This window comes from Bacteroides helcogenes P 36-108, assembly GCF_000186225.1.
Classification (GTDB): domain Bacteria; phylum Bacteroidota; class Bacteroidia; order Bacteroidales; family Bacteroidaceae; genus Bacteroides; species Bacteroides helcogenes.
In genome coordinates, this window is record NC_014933.1 from 2,053,556 (window position 1) to 2,079,851 (window position 26,296).

The 26,296-nt window shown below is 39.8% G+C and carries 16 protein-coding genes and 2 pseudogenes; 8 read left to right on the forward strand and 10 right to left on the reverse strand.

Annotated features, from left to right (window positions below):
* Positions 1-7 precede the first annotated feature (7 nt).
* The 8 genes and pseudogenes from BACHE_RS08160 to BACHE_RS08195 all read left to right on the forward strand — a co-directional run bounded on the left by BACHE_RS08160 (position 8) and on the right by BACHE_RS08195 (position 14,457).
* Complete coding sequence (locus BACHE_RS08160; RefSeq protein ID WP_013547230.1) at positions 8-3,313, forward strand: type I restriction endonuclease subunit R; 3,306 nt, start codon at positions 8-10, stop codon at positions 3,311-3,313.
* A 16-nt stretch (positions 3,314-3,329) separates the two neighbouring features.
* Positions 3,330-5,681, forward strand: coding sequence for a type I restriction-modification system subunit M (locus BACHE_RS08165; RefSeq protein ID WP_013547231.1), 2,352 nt, complete (start codon positions 3,330-3,332; stop codon positions 5,679-5,681).
* The gene (locus BACHE_RS16955) at positions 5,678-6,907 is read left to right on the forward strand and encodes a restriction endonuclease subunit S (protein WP_013547232.1); all 1,230 of its coding nucleotides are present in this window, start codon (positions 5,678-5,680) and stop codon (positions 6,905-6,907) included. The genes BACHE_RS08165 and BACHE_RS16955 overlap by 4 nt, the downstream gene beginning before the upstream one ends.
* Positions 6,908-6,920: 13 nt before the next feature.
* Complete coding sequence (locus BACHE_RS08175) at positions 6,921-10,529, forward strand: YobI family P-loop NTPase (RefSeq protein ID WP_013547233.1); 3,609 nt, start codon at positions 6,921-6,923, stop codon at positions 10,527-10,529.
* An 11-nt stretch (positions 10,530-10,540) separates the two neighbouring features.
* Positions 10,541-11,401 carry a hypothetical protein gene (locus tag BACHE_RS08180; protein ID WP_013547234.1) on the forward strand — a complete coding sequence of 287 codons (861 nt, stop codon included), beginning with the start codon at positions 10,541-10,543 and terminating at the stop codon, positions 11,399-11,401.
* Positions 11,394-11,855 (forward strand): hypothetical protein, encoded by a 462-nt coding sequence (locus BACHE_RS08185; protein ID WP_013547235.1) that lies wholly within the window; start codon positions 11,394-11,396, stop codon positions 11,853-11,855. Before BACHE_RS08180 ends, BACHE_RS08185 begins: the two co-directional genes overlap by 8 nt.
* Before the next feature lie 102 nt (positions 11,856-11,957).
* Positions 11,958-13,064, forward strand: a complete 1,107-nt coding sequence (locus tag BACHE_RS08190) for a Fic family protein (RefSeq protein ID WP_013547236.1) — start codon at positions 11,958-11,960, stop codon at positions 13,062-13,064.
* 7 nt (positions 13,065-13,071) lie between these two features.
* Positions 13,072-14,457: pseudogene (locus tag BACHE_RS08195) on the forward strand (virulence RhuM family protein).
* A gap of 61 nt (positions 14,458-14,518) precedes the next feature.
* Here BACHE_RS08195 and BACHE_RS08200 read toward each other — a convergent pair.
* The 10 genes and pseudogenes from BACHE_RS08200 to mnmE form a co-directional block, all read right to left on the reverse strand.
* Positions 14,519-16,411: a DUF262 domain-containing protein gene (locus BACHE_RS08200; RefSeq protein WP_013547237.1), complete on the reverse strand. Its 1,893-nt coding sequence runs from the start codon at positions 16,409-16,411 to the stop codon at positions 14,519-14,521.
* Positions 16,401-17,720 carry a DUF262 domain-containing protein gene (locus BACHE_RS08205; protein ID WP_013547238.1) on the reverse strand — a complete coding sequence of 440 codons (1,320 nt, stop codon included), beginning with the start codon at positions 17,718-17,720 and terminating at the stop codon, positions 16,401-16,403. Before BACHE_RS08205 ends, BACHE_RS08200 begins: the two co-directional genes overlap by 11 nt.
* 183 nt (positions 17,721-17,903) lie before the next feature.
* On the reverse strand, positions 17,904-19,235 hold the full coding sequence (locus BACHE_RS08210; protein WP_013547239.1) for an ATP-binding protein: 1,332 nt from the start codon (positions 19,233-19,235) through the stop codon (positions 17,904-17,906).
* A 127-nt stretch (positions 19,236-19,362) separates the two neighbouring features.
* A complete protein-coding gene (locus BACHE_RS08215) occupies positions 19,363-19,890 on the reverse strand; it encodes a hypothetical protein (protein WP_013547240.1) in 528 nt (175 codons plus the stop codon).
* A 12-nt stretch (positions 19,891-19,902) separates the two neighbouring features.
* On the reverse strand, positions 19,903-21,018 hold the full coding sequence (locus BACHE_RS08220) for a hypothetical protein (protein WP_245530938.1): 1,116 nt from the start codon (positions 21,016-21,018) through the stop codon (positions 19,903-19,905).
* A gap of 2 nt (positions 21,019-21,020) precedes the next feature.
* Positions 21,021-21,396: pseudogene (locus tag BACHE_RS08225) on the reverse strand (helix-turn-helix domain-containing protein).
* An 87-nt stretch (positions 21,397-21,483) separates the two neighbouring features.
* Entirely contained in the window at positions 21,484-22,329 is an 846-nt protein-coding gene (locus BACHE_RS08230; RefSeq protein ID WP_013547241.1) for a hypothetical protein, read from the reverse strand.
* A gap of 169 nt (positions 22,330-22,498) precedes the next feature.
* Positions 22,499-23,614: a tyrosine-type recombinase/integrase gene (locus BACHE_RS08235; protein WP_013547242.1), complete on the reverse strand. Its 1,116-nt coding sequence runs from the start codon at positions 23,612-23,614 to the stop codon at positions 22,499-22,501.
* Positions 23,615-23,729: 115 nt separating this feature from the next.
* Positions 23,730-24,608, reverse strand: coding sequence for a helix-turn-helix domain-containing protein (locus tag BACHE_RS08240; protein WP_013547243.1), 879 nt, complete (start codon positions 24,606-24,608; stop codon positions 23,730-23,732).
* 269 nt (positions 24,609-24,877) lie between these two features.
* Entirely contained in the window at positions 24,878-26,263 is a 1,386-nt protein-coding gene (mnmE, locus tag BACHE_RS08245; protein ID WP_013547244.1) for a tRNA uridine-5-carboxymethylaminomethyl(34) synthesis GTPase MnmE, read from the reverse strand.
* Positions 26,264-26,296: the final 33 nt, after the last annotated feature.

Below are 26,296 nucleotides of genomic sequence, written 5' to 3' on the forward strand. Positions count from 1 at the left end.
TGCGGTTATGAGCGATTATATAGATCAGAAAGAAAGAGAATATCAAAACGAAATAGTTAAACTGTTTTGTGATGAACTAAAATATGATTATTTAGGTAAACTGCAATACGCCAAAAGCAAGACTACACTTGATAATGGAGAAAAGAACTCGCCCATTATTGACAGTGAGGTAAGACGTTTTTTAAGTTCGCCAAGTAATCATTATACCGATTTTCAGATTGAAGAAGCTCTTCGTATATTAAAAGAAGAAACACGCTTGCCTGATAAAAAGCGTGGAATATTATCCGATACGAGTAATAGTGTTTACGAGCGTCTGATTACTCACATAGCCATTCAACCCGATGCGGAGCATAAACATGAAAATGTCACGCTGTTCGATTTCGACAATCCGCTTACCAATCACTTTGCCATAGCAGAAGAAGTGAGTTATATTGACCCTCTGACAGGAAAGCATAGCCGTCCGGATATAGTTGTCTATGTCAATGGTATAGCCCTTTGTGTGATTGAACTCAAACGTAGCACGGTATCGCTCGAAGAGGGTATAAAACAGTCGTTAAGTAATGAACTTGACTTGATACCGTCATTCTTTACCACTACCCAATTTACTGTTGCTGCAAGCGATAAAAATGGCTTCAAGTATGCTACAATACTAACTCCTCAAAAATTTTGGTGTCATTGGAAGCGCGACGACCATGCTGTTGGTGTGAAGTTGACTGACAAAGAGGCATTTCGTGAATTCTTCAGAAAAGATGTATTTTTCGATCTCTTCCGTTATGGAGTAATCAATGATGGGGGAAGAAAGAAAGTGATGCGTCCACACCAATTCCATGCTTTGCGAGCTGCCATGCCACGCTTGAAAGAGAAAACAGATGGTGTGATATGGCACAGTCAAGGCTCAGGCAAAAGCCTGACGATGGTATGGTTGGCTAAATACATACGCCGTAATTTCAAGAATCCTCGAGTACTTGTCATCACCGACCGAACCGAACTTGATGTGCAAATCAACAACACGTTCTTGGGGGTTAGTGAAAGTATTTATCAGGCAAAGAGTGCCGACGACCTGTTAGATGCTCTTCAAATGGCCAATCGTGTGAAAGACAATTCTCACAAGTCTTGGCTTGTGTGTTCGTTGATACATAAATTCGGCAGGCATATCAACCCTGAAACAGGGAAGGAAGAGGTGGGCGATGATAATGCCAACATCCCTTTAGAAAAGTATCTCGAAGAGCTGCAAGCATTGCTTAAAGCAAAATATCCTAATGGTTTCAAAGCCAAAGGTGAACATAAATTTGTGTTTGTAGATGAATGCCACCGTACACAGGGCGGTCGTCTGCACGAAGCCATGCGTGCCATTATGGGCAGCGATGTCATGTTTATCGGTTTTACCGGCACACCGTTACTCCACGAGGAGAAGAAAAAAGGCGGTTACGCCCAATATACCAAGGTGGCCAATGAATCGGAACATCGTTTTGGCCCGTTCATTCACAAATATCTGCACAAAGAAGCCGTTGACGATAAGGTTATCCTCGACTTGCAATACGAGGGGCGCGATGTGGAACAAGAGGTCTCTGACAAGAACAAACTGGATGAGAAACTTGATGAGATGATGAAAGGCGTTGCCGAAGAGAATCGTAGAAATATCGAAGACCGCTGGGCTACTGTTCAGAAAATCTATTCCAGTCGGGAGCGTATCGAACGCATTGCCAACTCCATATTCGACGATATGGCTCGCTATCCGCTCAATCAGGATTGGTGCAATGCCATGTTGGTGTGCGACAGCATCTACTCGGCATACAAATACTATCAGTATTTTCAGCATAAGGCGGACAATACCATTTTAAAAGACCGCTGTGCCGTAGTTACCAGTTATAACCCGAACGATGGCGATTTGCGTAAAAAAGAGGATGGCGACGAAGCCACTCAGGACGAAGCCAAATTCAAAAACGAGATGGCAACCCAGTCGCACAAAGATTTGGGCGTGCGCAATGCCGAAGAATATGAGGTTAAAGCCAAACGTCTGTTTGTAAATCAACCGGCGTGTATGAAATTGCTTATCGTAGTAGATAAGTTGCTTACCGGTTTTGATGCACCTTCTGCTACTTACCTCTATATCGACAAGGATATGCGCGATCATAATCTATTCCAAGCCATTTGTCGAGTGAACCGCTTGGGAGTGGACTTGAAGCGCGACCCCGATGACGAAAATTCCGAGACCATTTTCACACATAAGGAGTTTGGCTTTATCGTTGATTTTAAGCATACTTTCTCCAATATAAAGAATGCTATTACCAATTTCAACGATGCCAATGGCGGTCTGTCGGGTTATGACTCCGAAGATATTGAGGGATTACTCGAAGATGCCATCACGCGAAATAAAAAACGACTCAACGATGCAAAGGAGGCATACGATGCCATGCGAAGCGATTGGGAGCGTCAAGGCATACATACTGTCGATGAGGTAGTGGAGTATTTTCTGACTGATTTTGAAAACAATCCGGCAAAGGAACGACGCTTGTTGTTCTATAAAATAACACAGGCTTTCGTAGTGGCATACCATAATATAGCCGACTATATCATTCGTGCCGGATTCACTCAGGAAGAGGCTGATTGTCTGCACAAGTCGGCTTGCGAGGCATCATCATTGCGCCAAAGGGTAAAACAGGCATCCGACGAGGATTTCGATGTCAAGATGCGCGACCCACAGATGCGTCAATTGCTCGACCGCTATATCCGTGCCGATGAAGCAGATACGATTATTCCTGCCACTGCCGATTTCTCTTTTCTCGACCTGCTCACATCGTCAAGCAATACCGATGATGCTGCCCGTAAAGCTGAGGAAGAGGCCGGAAGTAAAAAGGCTGCTGCCGAAAAGATAACAGCCAAAGCTCGCTTGGTAATCAACGACTGGAAGCAGCGCGATAAGGCACAAGGCGAGTCGTTTGCTGTTCGTCTGCAAACCATCATCGATGAGATTAAGAAGGAGACGGAAGTAACCGTTGAAACCATCAAACAGCTTATCGAACTCATTAAGTCCATGAACGGCAAGTCCGCAACTCCGGAATCGTTGACGTCTGACTTTGAAAAGGCGTTATGGAACAACCGCAGCGACTGGACTAAACTTGACAACGATGCCGCAATAGAGCTTATCCTTACTATTAGCGAATATTTCCAGATAAAAGTGTTCGATGGCTGGAAAGACCTTACTCGTCCTGCCGGCTTCAAATGTCTGAAAGGGCTGAACAAGATTTTAGGCGAGAATAGTAACGAAGAGCAGATTTATGCAGTACACAGCATAGCTGCCAATAACTTATAATTAGACACACATCAATATGGCAATTAAAAAATCTCAGATATACAGCACACTCTGGAACAGCTGCGATGCGCTTCGCGGTTCGATGGATGCCAGCCAGTATAAGGACTATGTGCTGATGATACTTTTTATAAAATATCTATCGGACAAGGAAAGCGATGAAGATTCTATTTTCACTATCCCCGATGGCTGTCGGTTTTCTGATTTTGTACTGCTGAAGGGCGATGACCATATAGGCGAACAGATCAACAAGAAGTTGGAAGCTATCAAAGAGGCTAATGCCATGTTTCTCAATCGCCTTGCTTTGCCCAATTTCAACGACCCATCAAAACTCGGTAAGCCCAAAGAGATGCGCGAAACACTGAGCAATCTGATTGCAGCTTTCGAGAGCGAAGACCTTGATTTTAGTAAAAACCGCACTGCCGACGACGATATCCTTGGCGATGCCTATGAGTATCTCATGAAAAACTTTGCAGCCGAAAGCGGCAAGAGCAAAGGTCAGTTCTATACTCCTGCCGAAGTGAGTCGTGTTATGGCTAAGATGCTTCATCTTACGGAGTTTACTTCTCCATCCACAACCATTTACGACCCCACTTGCGGCTCCGGTTCGCTGCTGTTACGTGCTATTGGCGAAACGCCCAACGGAGCAACACCTTACGGTCAGGAGAAAGACAACTCCACGGCTTCACTGGCTATTCTCAATATGTTGCTGCATGGCGTAGATACGGCTACTATCGAACAGGGCGACACCATCAACAGTCCTGAATTTACCGAGGGCGGTCAGCTGAAAACGTTCGATGTGTGCGTGGCCAATCCGCCATTTTCTACCAAGTCGTGGCTGGGTGCTGCCGGTAAGGACGATGCTGTTTACCATCGCTGGACTGCCGAATTATGCCCACCCGACAAGTGTGGCGACTATGCTTTTCTGTTGCACCTTATTGCTTCAATGAAACCCGGTACGGGGCGTGGAGCTTGTATCTTGCCTCATGGCGTGCTGTTTCGTGGCAATGCAGAATACGAAATACGTAAGCATATTATCCGTCAAGGTTGGATTGAGGGTATAGTAGGACTACCTGCCAACATCTTTTTCGGCACAGGCATACCGGCTTCTATTATCTTGATTAACAAGCAAGGTGCTGCCAACCGCAAAGGCATTTTCTTTGTCGATGCCAAAGACGGATTTGTGAAAGACGGCAACAAAAACCGCTTGCGCGAGCAGGATATCAAGCGCATTGTGGACACATGGAATGCTCGTCATGATGTGCCGAATTATGCCAAGTTTGTGCCTATCAGCGGTGAGAACTCCATTGAGGCAAACGATTACAACCTGAATATTCCACGGTACATCCAGCCTGCCGATACTGAAATATGTCAGGACATCGATGCACACTTGCATGGCGGCATACCCAAGCACGATGTGGAGCAGCTTTCCGCTTATTGGACTGTATGCCCATCGCTTCGCAGTGCGCTGTTCGATGAAACAGCGGAACGTATCACGCTGCGCACAGATAAGGCAACGATTGCCAATGTCATTGCTGCCGACCATAGTTTCATCGAGCAAAAGAATCATTTTTCTCGCTCCATCAAGGCGTGGTGCGACAATATGCGTCCCTTGTTCCGTGGACTTACCACGAATATCAAACCAAAGGCATTGATAGAAGAGTGGGCACAATCGCTACTCGACATCATGAAAGAGGATAAAAGTCTTGTCGATGCCTACGATGCTTACCAGCAGCTGCTCATTTATTGGCTAGATACGCTTCAGGACGATTGTTACATCATTTCACGCGACGGCTGGAAGCCTACCTTACTGCGTGGCACAAAGAAAACTGCCACCTACGAGGATATGGTGTGCGACCTCTTGCCTGTTGATATAGTGCTAAAAGAATATTTTGCAGATGAACTTGATGAGATAGCTGCAATTACCGCCGAGCGTGACGAGGTAGCAGCCGAACTGCAATCCATGATTGATGCTGTCATAGAAGAAGCAGCCGAAGATGATGAAGATGAAATCAAGGCTCTTACCGACGAGGCAAAGAAAACCAAAGATTATAAGGCTAAGGATAAAGTGCGCAAAGCTATTGATAAACGACTCAAAGAGAAGAAAACCGCACTTACCGAAGCCGTGGCAGACAAGTATGCAACTTTTACCGAAGCCGAGGTAATAGACCTTGTAGTAGAAAAGAAATGGATAGCTACCATCATAACCATGATTCAAAGCGAGATGCAGCAGGTTACGCAGCGTCTCACTGCCGACATCACTGCCATCGTAGAGCGTTACGAGCAGACCCTCTCTGCTATTGATGCCGAAGTAGCCGATTTGGAAGCCAAAGTAAACAGTCATCTTGCTAAAATGGGATTCTCGCTATGATTGAAACAAAATTCAAACAGACGGAAATAGGGCTGATTCCTGAGGATTGGGAGGTATTCTCTGTCGGAAAGGATTGTATAGTAAAAGCTCGTATTGGTTGGCAAGGATTGACCACTTCCGAATATCTTGAAACAGGAGAATATGCTTTAATTACGAGTACTGATATTATTGACGGTAGTATCGATTGGAAAACTTGCTATTTTGTGAGTAAATTTCGTTATGAGCAGGATGTTAAAATCCAAGTGCAAGAGAACGATATTCTGATTTCAAAGGACGGAACTATTGGAAAGGTAGGTATAGTGAGAAACCAGCCTTTTCCTGCGACACTCAATAGTGGTGTATTTGTAATTAGGGCAAAAAACGATAAAAAACAAAAAGGTTTTTCATTGGCTTTTGTATCAGATTATTTTCGTGAATTTATCAATAGGTTAACTGCTGGTTCAACAATAGTACATTTATATCAAAAAGACATTGTACATTTCAAGTTTCCTTTGCCTATTGATACCTATGAACAGCAACGCATCGCCACAGCATTAAGCGATATAGATGCATTAATCTCTGCCTTGAATAAGAAAATCGAAAAGAAAAAACTCATCAAGCAGGGTGCAATGCAGCAACTACTCACCGGTCAAAAACGTCTTACTGGTTTTTCCGAACCGTGGGTGGAAAAGCGCTTGGGAGAAATTGGTAATTTATCTATGTGTAAAAGAATTTTTCAAGAAGAAACAAGCGAAAGTGGTGATGTGCCTTTTTTTAAAATAGGAACATTTGGTCAGCAAGCAGACGCATACATATCTTCAACTAAATATGAAAAATTTAAGCAGATGTATAGATTCCCAGTCAAGGGAAGTATACTTATTTCTGCGGCTGGTACCATAGGACGCACTGTAGTTTATGATGGTGAACCAGCTTATTTTCAGGACTCGAATATAGTCTGGCTTGCTCATGATGAGGAAACAATTCTCAATGCTGTTCTATATCATGTGTATCACATTGTTGAATGGAATACAGAGAATACCACTATTGCTAGATTATACAATGACAATTTCAATAATACGGTAATAAATATTCCAGTTTCTTTATCTGAGCAAGCTGCCATTGCAGAAATCCTTTCCGATATGGATAAGGAAATAGCCAAATGGGAGGTCAAGCGCACCAAGTGCGAGTGCATCAAGCAAGGTATGATGCAGCAACTACTTACAGGAAAAATACGTCTGACTGATTAAGAATAGCAAGAGTATGGAATGGAAATTTTGGAAGAAAGTTTGTGCGGATAATACGTTAAAAGATGATAAGCAGGTGTCATTGACTCCTGCTAAGCTTAATCGTAATAACAAAAACGATGAAAAGCAGTATCGAAGTGTTCTTAATCTTGCACAAAAATTACAAGAGAAAGATGTATTGAATATGGCACTTACCGGTCCTTATGGTTCAGGTAAGAGTTCTATACTTCGTTCTCTAAAACAAGATTTTCCTCAATATAAGTATCTTTCCATATCACTTGCCACACTAAAATCTCCTTTGGACAATGATAAGGATGCGATAGACGTAGATACAATGAACAATCGCATCGAATACAGTATTTTACAGCAACTGATTTACAAGGAGAAACAAGAGACACTGTATAATTCACGACTAAAAAGGATTTACCATAAGTCAAGCGGATTTCAATATGCTTTATCAATAGCAATAATGTTATATATTATTGCTTTGATTATTGTATTCGAGCCGTCATTTCTGAAAATAGATTGGATTTGTCAAAGTCTTGATAATCCGATATTGAACAAATGGGCAGATGGTATTGCTATTGCGTATATAGTTATGGCAACAATTATGTTTGTCAAACATACCATCAAATCATTGAGCAATAGCAAACTCAATAAATTAAATCTGAAAAATGGGGAGATAGAATTGAAGGAGTATAAAGATGATACATCTATTTTTAACAAACATATGGATGAAATCGTATACTTTTTTCAGGTGACTAAGTATAATGTTGTGATTATAGAGGATTTAGATCGATTCAACAATACGGATATATTTCTAAAACTAAGAGAGGTGAATCAACTCTTGAATCAATCCGAATCAGTGGGGCGTAAGATTGTGTTTATATATGCAGTTAGAGATGATATGTTCTTAGATGAAGAGCGCACAAAGTTCTTTGATTATATAACAACTGTTATTCCTATAATCAACTCATCAAACTCGGCAGACAAACTAAAAGAGGAATTAGAGATAAAAGGATTTATAGATATTCGTGACGATGTGATAGATAGCTTGGCTTTTTTCATCGATGATATGAGATTGCTTAAGAATATCGTCAATGAGTATGCCCAATATAGAGAAAAACTTGACGAGAAGCTCGATCAAGACAAGCTTCTTGCAATGATAGTATATAAAAATTATCACCCAAAAGATTTTGCAGATCTGCATAAAGGTGTGGGTGTTGTGTACGAATGTCTGCATAAGAAAAAGGAATTATTGGCAGAACGTAATAAACAAATTGATGCACGTATAGATGAGATTAAGAAAAGACTTCATGCTTTAGAGACAACCCATGCTCTGCAAGAAAAGGAGTTACGATTGGTGTACATGGAGGGGTATCGAAGACAATTGCTAAAGACTGGAATTGATAATATTGTATCCTTCTGTATTGATAATAATTATATTGTTCCAGAAGACATAGCGGAAAATGAAACACTGTTTAATACCTTTATTTCTTGCTCCGATATTAACTATAAATATTATGGCTATTATTCTTCTTACTATGGTACTCATCGTTTAGAAAATAATAGCAGTAATGTCAACTTTAACCAAATAGAGAGAATGGTTAATTCAGATTTTACATATCATGAACGATTAGAAGCGTTACGAGAGGGTGAAAATAAAATTCGTGAACAAATCAATATATTGGAACTGTCACGTAATAGTCATTATGCGACCCCTATACAAGAGTTGTTGCAAGATATAGATATGCAAAATCATAAGATATTCAACGGGTTGAATGTTTCCAAGATGCTTGAGTCTTTTTTGAAGGAAGGGTTTATCAATGAGGACTATTTTGACTATATATCTTTCTTCTTTGGCAAGTCTATCAATAAACATGACCATGATTTTATTCTCGAACTAAAGCTTCGACATAGTTTGTCGTATGATTATCCGATTGATAAAGTAGAGCAGTGTGTCAAGAATATTCCTGATAAATGTTACAATGATGTAAGTATACTGAATATTCAGGTGGTGGATTACATTTGTCAGCATCTTGACGAGGAGCCAAATAATAAAAAGCTTTATGCAATTGTACAAGCTCTTACAAAAAGCAAAAAGTGGGACTTCTTGATTGCATACTATAATTCTGTTGAAAATCCAAGCATATTCTTTAAGTATTTGGCTAATGTAATGAACGGACTATGGAAAGTCTTTGTTAAAATTAATTCAGATGAATTATATGAAGCATGGTTACGCTATATTGAGTTAGATCATTCTATAAAAGAGAGTCGCAGTTGGTTGGAAAAGAACTATGCTTTCATATCACATAGGGTTGAACTGATAGGATTTGACGTAATTGCACAAATAATATCACAAGGAAAACTGATTTTTACAGTTATAGATGCAGAATCTGGAAGTTTGCTTGAATACGTTGTAGAAAACAAGGCGTATAGGCTCACTCCTACAAATGTTGTGTGTGCATTTGTTCATTGTCGCAATGAGAGGATTGAGAAATTAGATAGCTATCCATTGAATGTTACAATATTGAGAAATTGTGAACCTGTCAAGCCAATATCGGCTTACATAGATGAACATTTTGAGTCTGCGCTGAATGATGTATTTATTACAGATGCAGCAAAGCAGGAGTGTGAACAAATTATTATTGAAATTATTAATTCTGAGGATATAACGGAAGAAATCAAACGGAAATATCTAACAGGACAACAGAATAAAATATCTCTTTCTGATGTTAATAATTCGCTGTGGACACTTGCTATTGAAATTGATATAGTCACACCGTCATGGTCTGAGATATATGCTTTCTATACGAATCAGAATAACGTAATAGCCTCTATATTACGAATATTCATTGCAAAACATATTGATGAATTGGAGGATACTGCAGAGTTAGAAGAAACTCAGAAAGAACTATTGGCAAATAGTGCCTTGCTGACATCTAACTTTGAAATTTCGGTGTACGATAAACTTATTAAAATATTTAATGGGGTTACATTTGAAGATGCAGATATTAGTAGTATAGACAATGCTCATCTTAAATCGTTGCTTTATGCTGATATGCTTCCATATAGCATATATTATACAACTACAATTAGAGATAGTCATAGTGATGTGCTTCCATATTATGTTGATAAGTATTTAGATGAATGTGTGGAGAATATAGATGAAATGCCTACAACGATGGGACTATACAAACATTTTATGAGGAATCAGAAAGTGGTTGGTGAAAAAGCCCTAAAGGTAGTTCAACACTTCCTACCTTATATTGTGTGGGATAATGAACTGGCAATTATCACTCTTCCTGTTGTGAAAAACAATATTACACAATTTGATTACGAAACTGAAAAGAATATTTGGCTTCATTCCACGTCTTCGCAAGAACGATTTGCTTTTTTGATAACATTGATTGAGAAATATAAAAACGACTTTGATATTGTGACAGAGTTGGTTGAGTCTTTAGGAAATTCCTATCAAGGTATCACAGATAGAACAAAAAGGGCAACCATAGAAAATAATCAAATGAATGAAATGCTTTTAGAGAAACTTAAAACTATCGGATATATATCCTCATATCGAGAAGATGACGGCAAACTTCGTGTAAGTCATAAACGAAACAATTAAATATCAAGAATATGAATAAAGAGAATAATAACAACGCTTTACCGCAAAGATATAGTATATTATTTTTATTTGTACTGATTATATTTATTGTCGCATTTATATGTTATTTGTGTCATACTCACGCGGTAACAATTAAATCGCAGCAAAGAATTATAGAAAGTTATGCCAAACATATTGAAAAAGCAGATAGTCTATATTGTGACATTGCCAAATACAATAAAGATATAGTTATGGCTAGTAATAATATAGAAAATGCGATATTGTCAGATTCATTAATAATTGAGGCACTGAAGCCTCATAAATCATCAATTTCGCAAAGGCAGAATCTTGAAACTATAATAAGTAATCACTACAAGGAATGTCATATTTTGCATAAACAATATGATGAAAAATTAGCTAAAGACTCGTTGAGGTTATCTACTGAGCGGGAACTTCTTGAAGGACAGACAAAAGCAATGCTTGAATTGCATTTGGGAAAAATCGAGCATGAATATAGTAATATAACTATGTGGGGAGCTGTTCTAACTATATTGTTTTTGGTCTTCAGTTTTTATTCTATTTTTAAAATGGATGAGCTTATCAAACAAGGAAAAGAAGGAGTTGATGACATTAAAGAGTTGAAAAAAGAAGGGAGTCAAATAGAAAAACAATATAAGGATGCCTTTGAAAAGACACAATTAAAATTAACTACTAAGGGAGACGAGATACTTAGAGGTTTTGAAAAACAATTATCGGATTTTTCTAAAACATATATAAGTTCCGCAATAGCCAAACAAAAAGATTTGGATGGAATTGTAACTAGAGCAAATAGTATTCTTGAAGAATTTAAGAATAGTGTATCTATAGAGGAAGGAGGACAAAAAAATGGATAGTAACCTGTTGTATACAAATTCTTCAGATTCTCTAATGTTAGCAAGAAATGCGCAAGCTCAAATTTCTCAGAAAGAATTAGAGATAAAATTATTGGATATTCACAATCAATATACTTACAGTGATCCTTATTCTTACTCTTCTGATCGCATGAAGAGGCAAACAATGGAGATGGAAATTTTAAATTTAAAGAATAATCGAGATATGCATATTAATAATGCTATTGATTATGCTTTAATTTTGGCTGAGCAGGAAATGTTATCTAGAAATTCTTTTTCTATGGCAGCTATTGCGATAGATTCTATTAGTACGTTTCTCAGTTCACAAAAACTTGGTTTTAGAATTTCAATGACTTCTTATATGAAAATAGCTGAATTGTCATCTAAATTATTATTCTCTGGAATAGAATATTTGAATTTGAAAACGGCCATAGAAAAATTAAAATTTATAGTGTAACTTTTGTATGAGGTTGAATGCACTAACCTCAGATGAAAATGCATTAAGTTCGACTGTATGATTATGTTGATAAAATTCCATTACGCACAAGAAGAATAATTTATGATAAATTTCGATGAATACATTCAGCAGGGTGAGCCGCAAAAGCGTGAGAAAGGCTATGCGTGGCAAACTGCAATAGGACTTCAAGCGGTAGATGGTTTGAAGCCCTCGGAATATCTTATAGAGACAGCTCGTAAGCATATAGAAGGGGATATAACGATTGATGAAGTGCAGCAGCTTATCAAGAGTTATTACGATTCAAAAGATGTTCGTACCGAAAAGGATAGCGACACGGAAGAAGCTGACAAGGTCTCTGCCAATATCGCCAAGTTGTTGAATGAGCGTTCATTTGCTTTTACTGTGGCTGGCTTGACGGCTATTCATCGAAGAATATTTGATGGGGTGTTTAAGTTTGCCGGACGAATCCGGGATTACAATATTACCAAAAAGGAATGGGTGCTTCGTGGGGATACTGTATTGTATGTCAGTGCGGAGGATTTGCATCGGGCAATAGAGTATGATTTGGAGCAGGAGAAAAATTTCTCGTATAAGGGTTTGTCTTTGGACGAAGTGGTAGAGCATATTGCAAAATTTGTTTCAAACCTTTGGCAGATACACCCTTTCGGAGAGGGCAATACCCGGACAACTGCGGTGTTCGCTATTAAGTATTTGAGAAGTATAGGTTTTGACGTAAACAATGACTTGTTTGCAGAACACTCCTGGTACTTTCGTAATGCATTGGTTCGTGCCAATTATCGCAATGTTCGTAAAGGGATAGAACCCGATATGCGTTTCTTGAATCTTTTTTTCAGAAACTTGATGATGGACGAGCGCAATGAATTGAAGAATAGGTATATGGTAGTGAATTTGCCGTCAGAAATGGCAGATGAACATACCCCGATAAGTACCCGACAAGCATCCGACAAGCATCCGACAAGTTTGATGGAGATAAATATGTTGATTAAGGTATTGGCGGAACAACAACTGTCAATCAAGGATATGCTTGCAGCTATGCAATTGAAAGACCGCGAAAATTTTATGGCAAATTATCTGAATCCTGCCATAAAAGAGGGCTTTGTCACAATGCTTTATCCTGATAAACCTCGTCATCCACGTCAGAAATATTTGCTGACTGTAAAAGGATTAGCAGTGTATAATTCTAAATAATGTGCCGATGGATGAAAACAATATATTACCAATCACTTCTGATTTTGAGCAGATAAAAAGGCTAAGTGAAAATGGCATTGAATTCTGGAGTTCTCGGGATTTGTGTATCGCATTGGGTTATAGTACATATCAAAAATTCTCTCGGATTATAGATAAAGCCATTGCGATAGCTAATACTAAAGGGCTTAATGCAGCAGAGCATTTTAACCTGATGGTTGAAATGGTCAAATTGGGTTCAGGAGCTTTTCGTAAGGTGGAAAATATTTACCTATCACGAATGGCTTGTTTTATAATTGCCGAAAATGCAGATGGGAAAAAACCACAAGTACAGATGGCAAGGGAGTATTTCAGGCAAGAGACACCTATATCAGAACTGATATATAGTAATGTATCTTCCAATATTTTACTCTATAAAACAAAGCAAGGAGAAGTCCGTATTGAAGTGATTTTCAATAATGAAACATTTTGGATGTCGCAGAAGCGAATGGCTGATTTGTTCGGGGTGGATGTGAGAACCATAAACTATCATCTCGGTCAAATCTATGAATCCGGTGAACTTACCAAAGAGGCAACTATCCGAAAAATTGGGATAGTTCAATTAGAGGGAGATAGGGATGTTGAGCGTACACCATTGTTCTACAATTTGGATGCTGTTATTGCCGTAGGCTATCGAGTGAACAGTTATCAAGCCACTCAATTCAGGATTTGGGCTACATCAGTATTAAAGGATCTGATAGTTAAAGGCTTTGTGCTGGATGATGAGCGTTTCAAGCAAGGAAAACATTTTGGTAAGGATTATTTCGATGATTTGTTAGAACGTATACGAGAAATATGTGCTTCGGAGCGTATGTATTATCAGAAAATCACGGATATTTATGAAGAATGCAGCATCGATTATGATCCAAAATCAGTGACAACCCAACAATTTTTTAAATCGGTACGAGATACCATGCATTGGGCTGTTACCCATCAGACCGAGGCTGAAATTGTTTATTTGAGAGCTGATGCAAAACTACCACATATGGGGCTTACAACATGGAAAAATGCACCTAATGGTAGAATCCAAAGGTCAGATGCGATTGCTGCCAAGAATTATTTATCTGATAGTGAGGCGTCTGGTTTAAATCGTCTATCTTCTGCTTTTATAGACATGGCAGAATTGCGTGCTCAAAAGCAACTTCTTTCTACAATGGAGGATTGGAAGAAATTTTTGGATGATTTTTTGACTTTATATGATTACGATAAATAGGATGATGCCAGAACTATTTCCGCAGAACAAGCTAAGGAAAAAGCATATACTGAATACGATAAGTTTCGCTTAATCCAAGACAAAGAATACCTTTCGGATTTTGATAAGGAAATCCGAAAGTGTAAGGAGTTGGGATTGCAATAGAGTTACATATCCTCCATAGTCTAAAGGTAAGTTTTGATGTCGTGATTTGAATATACTTAATCTAACATATACATGCTGTTTCCAAAAGTTCAATCATTTGAGACTCATGTTCTTGGCATTTAGTTTTAACCCAATCGTCATTTGAATAATTTTGTATAATATCGCCCATCATGCGAAGTTTCAAACTTCCTTTTTTAACCATCCTGCCATATGATTTCATTTTAGATTCTGGGGAAAGGTTGGAGAATTTTGAATTTACGCTTCTGGAAATGATACATAGGTTTCCGAATGTATCTTTATCGTCCCAAGGATCAAAAGTACCATCAGACGGATGTTGTGGATACCAATGCTCTACAGAATTACGGAATTCGAACTCAAAATCTGCATACTTCTTCTTATCATCTTTCCAGAGTAAGTAGTCTAAGAAATTAAACACTATATGAGGTGTCTTGATGCCAAGTTTATAATCACCCTTATCCAAGAAATTTTCTTTGGTTGCTTGCACCGCTACCTTTTCTGCTTCGGTTATTAGTTCCGGAGTTTCGTCATTTTTAAACAACCACAAGAGAAGGTCTGTTATCCAGTGCATAACCTTTGGCGATGTATATGACACACGAAGAGCAGATTGAATCATCAGGCATTCCTTGTTGCGAGGAGCATAGGTCTTTTCCCATTCCTTATCGTAGTTCAATTTCGTGTTTATATAGTATGCTTTCTTTTTAGAACTTTGTCCGGATGTATGCAGTTCTTTAAGACTCCAAACCCCATCTTTGTCTTCACCTGTGTACTCTCGTTTTATAATAAACTGGTCAAAAATAAAGCGGGATTGTAATAGGTGGATAATGAACATTTGAGAAAATTCTTCTTTGTTGTCCATTATTGCTTTATTATCCATTGTCCCGTGCTTTATCACTTTTCCAAAGTCGGCAATGAGTTTCTTGTCATCAAGCAACTCTCCAAAGTTTTTTTTCAATGATACATTATATCGCTCAACAAAAACTCGCAGCGAGTGAAGTAAAAAGTATGGGAAATCTATAATGCTGTCAAAGCGAATATGCTTGTCGTTATCGTCAGTGCCGTCCACATCATTCACCTGAAATTCGTGTTTGATGATTTCGTTTATAGTTACATCGTTTTCAGAGTCTTCAGTAATGTAAAAAGAATCATTATATTCATTCCAATTATCGGCAGGGTAATAGTTCCATTCACTTCCAAAGATGTTTAGCCTCTCTTGTGGTGCGAAGTGCATTTGAACATAACCGGTCATATCACTACAAGCATTCCATACTCTCGAAAAGAATTCTTGTTCATTTCTATCATTGAGATGCCTCATAAGTTGGGCTTTAAGAATATCGTGTTGTTCTAGTTGTTCGCCACGAGTATTCATAATCTCGAAATATCGGTTCAAGTCAGTGTTTTCCGGCACCTCAATTTGATAGAGAATTACCTGCTTCAAGCGAGAGACAAATTTGCGTTTGTCTATAATCTGATTATTGTTGAATTTTTGTCGTATTACTTTTATGCCATTAAGAATCGACTGTTCAACTCTTTCTTCATCATCGGAGTAAACATCGCCATTCAATACTTTTTGAATGTTAGAAAGCGTATAGTTGGAATTGGCTCGGCAATCAAAAGAGAGCGTTTGCCCAACTTCACCATCTAATACCTGTTCAGAAAACAAGTATTGTAATAGCAGGTACAGTGTTGTGAGGCGTTGTTGGCCATCTACAACTTCATATGTTTCCGACTTATCCTTTATTTTGGAAACAACAAGCGAACCTATGTAGTAATTTTCGGATTGGTTAATGTCGTAAATATCGTCAATTAACTGCTCTATTTCTTTGTCCTCCCAAGCATAAGCGCGTTGGTAGCGGGGAATAACGTATCGAACATTTGTATCGAAAATTGTTGTTTCATCCAAAATCCTTAATTCTTTTACCATATCAATATCCATATCCATTTAATTGGCGAAGTTGATTATACAAATTTTGTCGTTCTTCATTGGCATCTTTGAAGTCTGTAGTCATATTAAGTCGCATACCGGAAATTTCGGTGTGCTTACGAGCATAGGTTATCATAGATATTACAGGCATAGCATTACTGTATTTGTCATTGTCACCTAAGCCTATAGCATAGCGATTGATGGTGTCAAAACCTAAATGTTGCATATCTACTCTTATCATCATAGCCCAGGTTAATAGTTTCTTTATAGCCATGACATCAAAATTATGAAACCGATCGTAGTAACAGAGTAAAGTACAGAAGAATAGATTGCGAGCGTAGTTAAAGCCAGTAGATGATGATTTGCAAGCCTTATCAAGTGCTTCAATAGTCTGAACATCACTTCCATCTGCAAGAATAAGTTTTAGATCTTGGAAATTTTGATTAGTAATGATTTCTTCCTTGATATTGCGCAACATCAGCATATAATGGTCAACCATTTCAAAAAAGTCGCCTCCAGAGATGAAGGGTTCCGTCAGTAAAAAGTAGGGCATTGCTTTGTTCGCTCTACGGGCGTATGTATAACCCGTTTTTTCTTCAATTCCTTTATAAATGTCTATATCTGCTGTTGTAAAATTGCCACATTTCCGACGTTTTGTCCAGTTCCACAGTGGGAACAGATAAAGGTCAAATAGTTCTCGGATAGCTTTAGGATTTTTAGACTCCCATTTCACAACAGCATTCTGCATCTCATATTTATCGTGAATTTCCCTAAGATGATATGCTTTAAGCAGGTCGTGTGGGTATAAGGCACGACCACGAGTGTTTTGTGAATCAAACAACTGAAAAGCCTCGTCAATCTTGTTCACTATGATAACAACAACTTCCAGTGTGTCTTTTAATGCTCGATTGGAATTTTTTTTCTGTTCATTGTCAACAGAAGAAAACCATTCGTGTATTGTTATATAGTTGTCGTGTAGATTCGTTTGTGTAATCTTATTCGAAAATTTGGTATTTGATAAATTGCACTGAAAGCCTGGTGTCAGGTATGTTTTCAATAATAGCAAAGATAGTATGCGTTGCTGTCCATCGACTATTTCATACTCATCGCTTTCGTTTCTATGCAGAATTACTGTACCTATGCGATACTTAAAATTTGCATACTTCCGACTTTCTTCAATGCTTTTTTGAATATCGAGAATAAGGTCGGTTATGTTCTTGTCTGTCCATTTGTATGGGCGTTGGTAATCTGGAATGATTAGATTCTTCCTTAATAATTTATCTATAGACCATATTTGAGGCCTGTCTTTTTTCAATTTCATCGTAATACTATAAGTCAATTATTCTTTTGCTTTTCTCTTTCCATAGTAGTTCGTTAAACTTGACTTGATTGAGAGACACTCCATATTTTGAGTAGCCAGAATACGGAACTACGGCTACTGAAATCAATAATTTACTACCCCGCCAGAAATCTGAAAGTGTAAGGAATTGGGGTCGCAATAGAGTTACATATCCTCCATAGTCCAAAGGCAAGTCTCGATGTCGTATTTTGAGAGAATGGCGTTTTTGAGATGCTCGACCTTTCCGGTGAAGAGGTTATGGTCGTAATTGCGTCGTTGACGCTTAACCTCGGCTACCAATGCCTTTTTTCCTTCGGCTCGTATGCCTACAATGTCTATCTCGTTGGCTTCTTTACCTTTCTTGCGTTCCCACCACGAGCCGATGGCTGAATATTGATGGCTCTCTATCATCTTCAAACGGAAATACCGTTCGAGCATCAGTCCTGAGAATGTGGGATAATCTGATTCGAGTATCTGCCGAAGAAGTACGAAATTCCGTATCTCGACGATGGATTGGTTCTTGTCGTAGTACCTGAACCAGAATTTCAGGAAATTGTCGTTGATTTCGTAGCGGATGGCTTGTGTGCGCTCTTTCGACATTATCGGTCGCTGACGAGTGATAAGAGAATAATCATCAATCAGTCGTCGGAGTTGTCCGCCGATACTTATTTCTCCCAATGCAGCTTCAATATCTGACTGATTGTTTATGCCAGAGGCAATACAACTTAGTATTGAGAAATAGATGCCATAGTCCTTGCCAAACTCTTCAATCAGGATATTCTTGCCTTCATCTGTGAATGGAGAGTTATCGCGCACGATGTAATCAAGCATTCCGGTGATGGACAAGTCGGTATTCTCACACAGTAGTTCAATATATTTCGGGACACCGCCGGTAATTGAATATAGTGCAAGCAGTTCATCGTTATCATAGTCGGGACGGTAGTCGTTCATTATTTCTTTAAGGGTATCAGTACCAAATCCGGTAAGACGGATTATGTTGTCAGCCCTACCGAATAGCGGTTCTTTTGCTCCTTCAAAAATACGGTGCATCATCGAAAACACCGAACCCATCAGAATCAGATTTACATGAGTCTCTTTGCGGTATTGATCCCAAATATTCTGCACATCGCTGAAAACCGAGGGATTTATTTTCTCGAACTCTTGAAACTCGTCGATTATGAGATTGAACTTTTGTGTCTTTGCCAATTCCATAATTATCTGGAAAAGTGAGCGGAAACTCTTTATCTCCGCCGGTATATAACAGCCTAAAACAGAGACAATCAGTTGCGAGAACTCCGCACACAGAGCAGCCTCATTCTTGCGGCTTACAAACAGATACACAGTAGGGTATTCACCTTTTGTGGCTTCCACTGCAAGCGATGTCTTGCCAATGCGACGCCGACCTGTAATTACTGTCATGCGTGAATGACTGTCAAATGAGAGCTTCTGAATGCGATGCAGCTCCTGCAATTCAGATGTACGATCATAAAACTTCATAGTAAATTCTCTGTTATTTATAGTAACCACCGTAACAGTTACGGTGGTTACAAAATTACAAATAATCTCTGATATGACCAAGCAAACGCCAATGATAATTGCTTTCTAAAGATTCGCTAACTTTCAATTACGTCCATTTATCCAAAATCTTCGGTACAACTATGGCCATGACAGTCCCCGAAATTGCAATAAGTCCACAGACGGCAACAGCTTTCCAAATCAGGCTTGAATGTATTATTTCGGTGTTTGCCACTATCATGCTGACGAAAAAAGAAGATAGGGCTACCAGTATTATAATAGTGATGTAAAATGCGGTAACCGGAATATTGATGGCATTGCCGGATTTCTTCATTCTTCGCTCGGCTTCCTTGCATTTGCTCTCAATCTGACTGAGAAAATCACATAGAAGCCTTGCGCCAAATTCTACTGCCAACTTCTGCATTTCTTTAGAAATGATAGGTTTACACTCTCGTGTAGAGCCGGACAGATTTTCAACTTCCGTTTTCAACTTGAACACGTTATCATTCAGCTTGACAAGTTCTTGTGCATTGATATCGAGTAGGCGTTTTTCTTCCTCTAAATATTCATTCTTAGAATTGGCTTTTACGGATTCCGCTTCAGCCATTTCTGTGGAAAAGTCGAATTTCTTTTTCATTTGATTATCGTTTTAATCCTGATTTTGGTTTCTTTCCGAACCGGCGACCGGCACACGAGCGCATATTCGTGCCCATTGCAAATCGTCTTCGTCCTTATCTCTCCAAGGTAAATCGCTTTGAGAACCTCCACCACCGCTTCCAGTGGCAACATTTGGTGTTTCAAACAGTCCGACAAAAATAGCTACAGCCATATCGGTAAGTTCCTTACTGTTCTCTGTATCTCTGTAGTCAAACTCATCGTTGAAACATTCAAGCACTTTTTCAGGAATATAGAAATGGTGTTCCTGACTTTCATGATTGAACGTATAGGAAACCGTTCCCGGATGGTAAGTATTGCATTGGGTATAATTGCCTGATACCGATAGTTTAGGAATTTGCTCAGTTTGAGTTTCCTTAGGCTGATTGCTAACAGCGGTAACTTGTGGCTTATGATGCAGCTTGTCCCATGTTTTAGGAAATTTTGAAATCATCAGGTTTCGGGCAACTCCCAATTCGGAAGCCTTGTATTTTGTGTTTCCCTGTACGAGAGCATAACCGCGAAGAACATTTTTTGCATCTTTTCTTTCATGCACAGAGTAGCCTTTTCGTATAAGGGCATTTTTATACTCTTCCCAAGACCATTCAGGCATTGATTTCGGCGCATCCATGCAATCACGATTCACCTGATGGATATTGGTGTATCGGATTTGCACAGCAGTAGTCCAACCTCGCTTCTTTGCTGCTCGCTCGGTAGCACGCTGCGCACGAAGATGAATGTTGTGGTCGTTATTGATGTTGCCGTCTTCATCCAAACGTAAGATGCGCTTCAATACCTGCTGGCAATGATACCGCCCCTGCTCTGTGTCTATGTATAGAATCTTCCTCTTATTTTCGGGAAATGTAGAGCGGTAATGAAGAACGGTGCTGTTATTCAATGCCGATGCGACAATGGCTGAGACGTTGAAAGTTTTCTTGCTTTTGGCTTTCCCGATGGAAGCACTGAAGTTTCCCAATGTTCCGATAACAGTATCGTTCACCATCAGAACCACCGGGGAGTGTTCGTATGTACTTGTTATGCTAATTGTAGACTCCGCCATGTAAGCGGCCAAGTCTTCCGGAGAAAGAATAATAGTGTCCGTTTTTTTTATCGCTACCAGTTTTTAGGGTTCGGTTTACGGCGATGGGAGGCGAGCATGGACTCATTCTCGTCCTCGAAGTTTTGCGGAGCCGGATTCTTCCGGGAAGATTCCAGCCATCTATCCAGTTCGTCACGATAGATGTAGAGATGCTTTCCTTGTTTTATAACCGGAATATCATCCTTTTTAACTTTGTAATAAAAGGTCGACAACGGCATTTTGAGATAGGAGCAAGCCTCTTGTACGGTCCATAGGGACGTGCGTGTTCTCTTTGGCTTCATGCTGCTTGGATAGTTTTTCAGTCAGTAGATTTTCCATACTTGCAATCCGATTGCACAATTCGCCTACCACTGTCGGCAGATCGTTGAATGTCAGTTGGTCTTTTTCCATATTATGACTCTTTTAATCGTTTAACATGCTGAGAACCAACTCAATGAAACCTTGCAGAACAATACAGACCGGATTAATTATTTCGTCTTATTGTGAGTCATCATTATCTGTATCTAAATGGAAACGATAATCGCCTTTATCGGGTACATCAATAGGAATCTGGCTTGGAACATTATCCCGTAAATTTAGTCTGAGATATTCAAGAGTCGCCTTTTCAAGCTCGTATGGAAATGAATCCTTGATAAAAACAGCTCTTTTTGCCAATGATACTCCCAAGCGTTCACCTATATTCCATGCCAGATGGCGAAGTCCCGGCGACCTTAGCGGATTGTCTATATTGGAACGAATCGGTTTATATGACTCAGGTTGATCGTAAGCCATATACTCTATATTGGAAATGAGGATGGCAATATCCTCTTTGGAGAGATAAGGGGCGGTCTTGATGGTTACATATTCCCGAACCGCATCCATGATTTCCGCTTGCCTTTCAATTTCTTTCTTTTTGAGTTCCATCAATATGGAATCATACTTATTCAAATGAGAATCTTCGAGACAATCAGAATCCGCTGTGTCTTGATCCGATTGTGGGGACGGAGGACACTCCTGTTCAGGTAAATCCATAGGTTGCTCGATGAGCAGTGTTTCAGTAGCATCTATCGATTCTATGGTGGTCTCTGATTCTATAACATGGGAATATTGCTCGCCATAAGAGAAGTTGATGGGATTTTTTGTCAGCCATTTATAGAAAAACTTGTGCAGGAGTCCGCACAATATGATAGCTATTACCAGTCCAAGGATGACAGGAGTCGTTATGCGCATGATATTGATGTCATGGCAAAGGAAAAGATAAGTATCTATGGCCGCATAAATGATAACGGACAGCGCGAGGATAAAACTTATCTTTTTAGTCTGAATTTGTTTTTTATTCGTCATGGTCTGCAAGTATTTGGAATCGTTTCGCGCTAAAGATATAATCGATATTCCAGATAGTTGCAATAAAGAGATTGATAGTTACCACGTATCATGCTAAATATCACGGTCAGAATATGATTTTTTACCTGAAATCATATTCTGACCGCTAAAACCGGGAACCAAACTCCTGTCAGCCTTTCCGTGTCAGAGTGATTTTCTTGCTGGCTTCTCGTTTGTTCGCATCCACGACTTTGATATACCTTTGAGTCGTGGTGATACTCTTGTGCGCCATGATACTCTGTATGGTGCGGATATCCGTTCCTGTCGCAGCTTGCAGTGTGGCGAATGTTCTCTGGTACGAGTGGAATGTAATGTTTTTGGTAATTCCGGCAGAACGAATCCACTCTTTCATCGGTATTTGTGTCCAGCTGCGCATCAGTCCATTGAATACCAGACCTTTCTTCTCGGAACTATAACCTATTAGCTCCAAGGCTTCCTCGCTGATAGGGATGATATCTTCTGCCTTATTCTTTTGCGTAATGATATGTACGCATTTCCCTCCGGCAGAATAGTCTACGATGTCTTCCCAGCATAGAGCTAGAATATCGCTGATACGCAAACTGGTCATGCACGAAAATAGCGATGCGATTTTCAGGATGGGCTTCTTGCACGGCGTTTCAGCCAACTTGTACAGTTCTTCAACGGATAAGGCTTCTTTCATAGTGTCTTCAGTCTCTATCTTTTCCAAGAAGTCATTGACATTGGTCTTTATCATCCCAGTACGATAGAGTATTTTCAAGAATCCTCTGAAAGTAGACCAATATCCCGATGCGGAGTTTCGTGTAATAGGGCCGTTACGTCTCAGTTTCTTAGCCGTAAGCAGATATTCCCGAAACTTGTTGCAGAGGTCGATGTCAATCTCCTTAAAGGTACATTTGCCATGTACGAAGTTGCTGAAATGGAGATAGACAAACTCCCATTTCTGGTCATGTTTATGGAGCTGCTTGCGGTAATACTTTAAGAAATCCGCTTTGAGTTTGTACTTATTGAAGAAATCATACCGTTCATTGACAACCGACTCGAACCTTCGGCAACGGATGGCTTCGGCCTTCTCGCTCATTACCTCGTTGAAGTTCTGCTCACGCTTGTTTCTCGGATTGGCATAGACGTAAATACCAAGCGATTCATGACGGATTACTTTCATCGTTTCCTTGTCTCGATGGCCCGGATAATAATCCAGATAGAACGACAGCATCCTGTTCTTCAAAGGACGTGTCCTTAATGTTACTGTTTTACAGTCATTCATAACGTTATATTTTTATGGTTGTTATTAATTCGCTGGCAAATCTCTGTAATGTAACCATGCAGACAACCTTCAGCGGAGATTAATTTGGAAATAATTTACGGAAGCCTATAATTGGCTACATACGGACACCCATCACCCGGTCAAACTCTATTTTCAGGAACCTGACGAAACGTCCGTTCTTCTCACGGTTGATTTGATGGAATTGCAGAATACCGTAAACCGAGTCACGAGAGAGTTTGAACTTCTCCATCGCCTCCTTGACAGTGTAGTATTCCGCCTTGCTCTCCTGTTCGGAACTCTTTGAGAGGTCGAAGTGGAGTTTGGAGTAGAATATCTGCCCATGCTCCTTCTTGGATGGAATGTTATTCCGATAGACCTGCGAACGGATGGCGACACGTGTCATTCCGTACTTCTCTTGAATTTCTTCGGGTGTGTACCATTCGGTCAGGTCGGAATCCACCTCGTATTTGGCAAAGGCGGCATCTATATGTTTCTTGCTATAATAATTGAACTGGCGGATTCTCACCTTTGGCACTTTGTGTTGTCGGGTGTAAGTCCATACCCATTTGGCGTTGACTTTGTATTTGTCTGTAATCTCTTCGGCAGTATAATATTCGGAGATGTCGAAATCTTCTTTGGGCACGATACGTTCATAAGGTTTGGTTTTCATCATCAATTCAATATCCGCACGACGGATAAGAGACTTCTTGCCGCTGATTCTTGAAGCACGAAGCTTGGATTCCTTTATCAATTTATAAATGTATTGCCGAGTTACTCCCATCAACTTTGCTGCTTGGGCAAAAGAGAAGAAATCCTGCCCCTCGGCAGCTTGTCGAGGTTGCAGTAATTCTTGTGACCGTTTCAACTGTCGCTTACGCTCTCGAATACGTTCTTTGTAGCCAAGATTGGAACACTGATGACTACAATAACAGGTCGTTGTCTTTTGAGCTATAAATGGTTTCCCACACCATTGACAAATCTTTCTTACTTCCATATTTTCCTTGTTTACATTGGGGCTAATTTCACCTTATTTCTCCCGGATTTTGTCAACACATGTAAACCACTGTCAACACACGTCAACTAATGCGTCACTGTGACATTCGGGCTAACCGTGAATTTCCGTCGTGGTAGAAATCTGATAGAAAAATATGGATAAAAACCGTTACCTCCAAATACGGACTGGAAAGTGTTTAGAATAAAGTCGCTGGATTTCAGCGACTTTATTCTAAATGGTTATGGTTGCTTATGGCTGTTTACAAGCTATCATTTACCGATGCAGAAATGTTGAAATATATTCTGTAATACCATATCATTCGTAACCTCTCCCGCAATATCACTCAGATGAAAAATACACTCCCGAATATCCTGTGATACAAAATCACCGGAAAGATTATTTGCCAAACCCTGCTGAACACGTTGGATAGCTTCTAATGCATGGGTTAAAGCCTCGTAGTGGCGGATATTGGTGACAATGATATCGTTTTGAGTGACTGTAGGCAGATTGGCGGCTGCTATTAATATCTGTTGCAGCTCATCGATATTTGTTCTTCTCTTGGCAGAGATGAAGATGGACTTTACATTTTTCGGGAAGTCTGTTGTGGCGATACTTGAAGTGTCTTGTACTAAATCGGCTTTATTGAGTACAAGAATCAGTTGCTTTCCTTCGCAACGAGGGAGTATCTGTTCTGATAACTGTACGATTTGAGAGGATGCATCTGTAGCATCTATCATCCAAAGCACGATTTCAGCTTGGTCTAACTTCTGGAAAGTACGCTCAATACCCAAACTTTCAATAGTATCATTTGTCTCTCTGATACCAGCTGTATCTATAAAGCGGAAAGTGATGCCATCTATGTTGACGGTATCTTCTATTACGTCACGGGTCGTTCCGTGAATATCACTGACGATGGCTTTTTCTTCGTTCAGCAAAACGTTCAGTAAAGTAGATTTGCCTGCATTTGTTTCACCGATAATGGCAACAGGTACGCCATTCTTTATGGCATTCCCCACACTGAAGGAATGTACTAATTGTGAAATTACTCTTTCTATATCATCTGCTAACCGGCACAGTTCGGCACGGTCAGCAAATTCAAGTTCTTCGTGATCGCTGAAATCCAGTTCCAGCTCAATGAGGGAGGTGAAACGTAGTAATTGATCACGCAGTGAAGTCAGCTCTTTGCTGAAGCCGCCACGCATCTGACTCATGGCAAGGCGATGGGTGGCGGCAGATGAAGATGCGATGAGATCGGCAACGGCTTCTGCCTGGCTTAAATCCATTTTTCCATTGAGGAATGCACGTTGTGTGTATTCACCCGGCTTTGCCATGCGACAACCATTCTTGATGAGTAGTTGCAGTATTTTTTGCAGGATGTAATTGGAACCATGACAAGTTATTTCCGTACTGTTTTCTCCAGTGTAAGAGTGTGGGGCACGAAACAGACTTACAAGCACTTCGTCAACAATCTCTGTATCATTATAGACACACCCGAAGGTAAGAGTATAGGGCTTGCTTTTTTCCAGTCTTTTCCCGGCCATTGCAGGAATAAAGATACGGGAAGTAATGCCAATGGCTTCTGGTCCGGAAACACGGATACATCCTATGGCTCCTCCTTGTCCAGTAGCTATGGCGCAAATGGTATCTTGGTTCATCTTTTCATCTTGTTTTGAGAGCAAAGATAGTGT

Excerpts from the sequence above, each read along its gene's own strand:
- BACHE_RS08160 (WP_013547230.1), top strand. The coding sequence starts at position 8 with ATGAGCGATTATATAGATCAGAAAGAAAGAGAATATCAAAACGAAATA.
- BACHE_RS08165 (WP_013547231.1), top strand. The coding sequence starts at position 3,330 with ATGGCAATTAAAAAATCTCAGATATACAGCACACTCTGGAACAGCTGC.
- BACHE_RS16955 (WP_013547232.1), top strand. The coding sequence starts at position 5,678 with ATGATTGAAACAAAATTCAAACAGACGGAAATAGGGCTGATTCCTGAG.
- BACHE_RS08175 (WP_013547233.1), top strand. The coding sequence starts at position 6,921 with ATGGAATGGAAATTTTGGAAGAAAGTTTGTGCGGATAATACGTTAAAA.
- BACHE_RS08180 (WP_013547234.1), top strand. The coding sequence starts at position 10,541 with ATGAATAAAGAGAATAATAACAACGCTTTACCGCAAAGATATAGTATA.
- BACHE_RS08185 (WP_013547235.1), top strand. The coding sequence starts at position 11,394 with ATGGATAGTAACCTGTTGTATACAAATTCTTCAGATTCTCTAATGTTA.
- BACHE_RS08190 (WP_013547236.1), top strand. The coding sequence starts at position 11,958 with ATGATAAATTTCGATGAATACATTCAGCAGGGTGAGCCGCAAAAGCGT.
- BACHE_RS08200 (WP_013547237.1), bottom strand. The coding sequence starts at position 16,411 with ATGGATATTGATATGGTAAAAGAATTAAGGATTTTGGATGAAACAACA.
- BACHE_RS08205 (WP_013547238.1), bottom strand. The coding sequence starts at position 17,720 with ATGAAATTGAAAAAAGACAGGCCTCAAATATGGTCTATAGATAAATTA.
- BACHE_RS08210 (WP_013547239.1), bottom strand. The coding sequence starts at position 19,235 with ATGAAGTTTTATGATCGTACATCTGAATTGCAGGAGCTGCATCGCATT.
- BACHE_RS08215 (WP_013547240.1), bottom strand. The coding sequence starts at position 19,890 with ATGAAAAAGAAATTCGACTTTTCCACAGAAATGGCTGAAGCGGAATCC.
- BACHE_RS08230 (WP_013547241.1), bottom strand. The coding sequence starts at position 22,329 with ATGACGAATAAAAAACAAATTCAGACTAAAAAGATAAGTTTTATCCTC.
- BACHE_RS08235 (WP_013547242.1), bottom strand. The coding sequence starts at position 23,614 with ATGAATGACTGTAAAACAGTAACATTAAGGACACGTCCTTTGAAGAAC.
- BACHE_RS08240 (WP_013547243.1), bottom strand. The coding sequence starts at position 24,608 with ATGGAAGTAAGAAAGATTTGTCAATGGTGTGGGAAACCATTTATAGCT.
- mnmE (WP_013547244.1), bottom strand. The coding sequence starts at position 26,263 with ATGAACCAAGATACCATTTGCGCCATAGCTACTGGACAAGGAGGAGCC.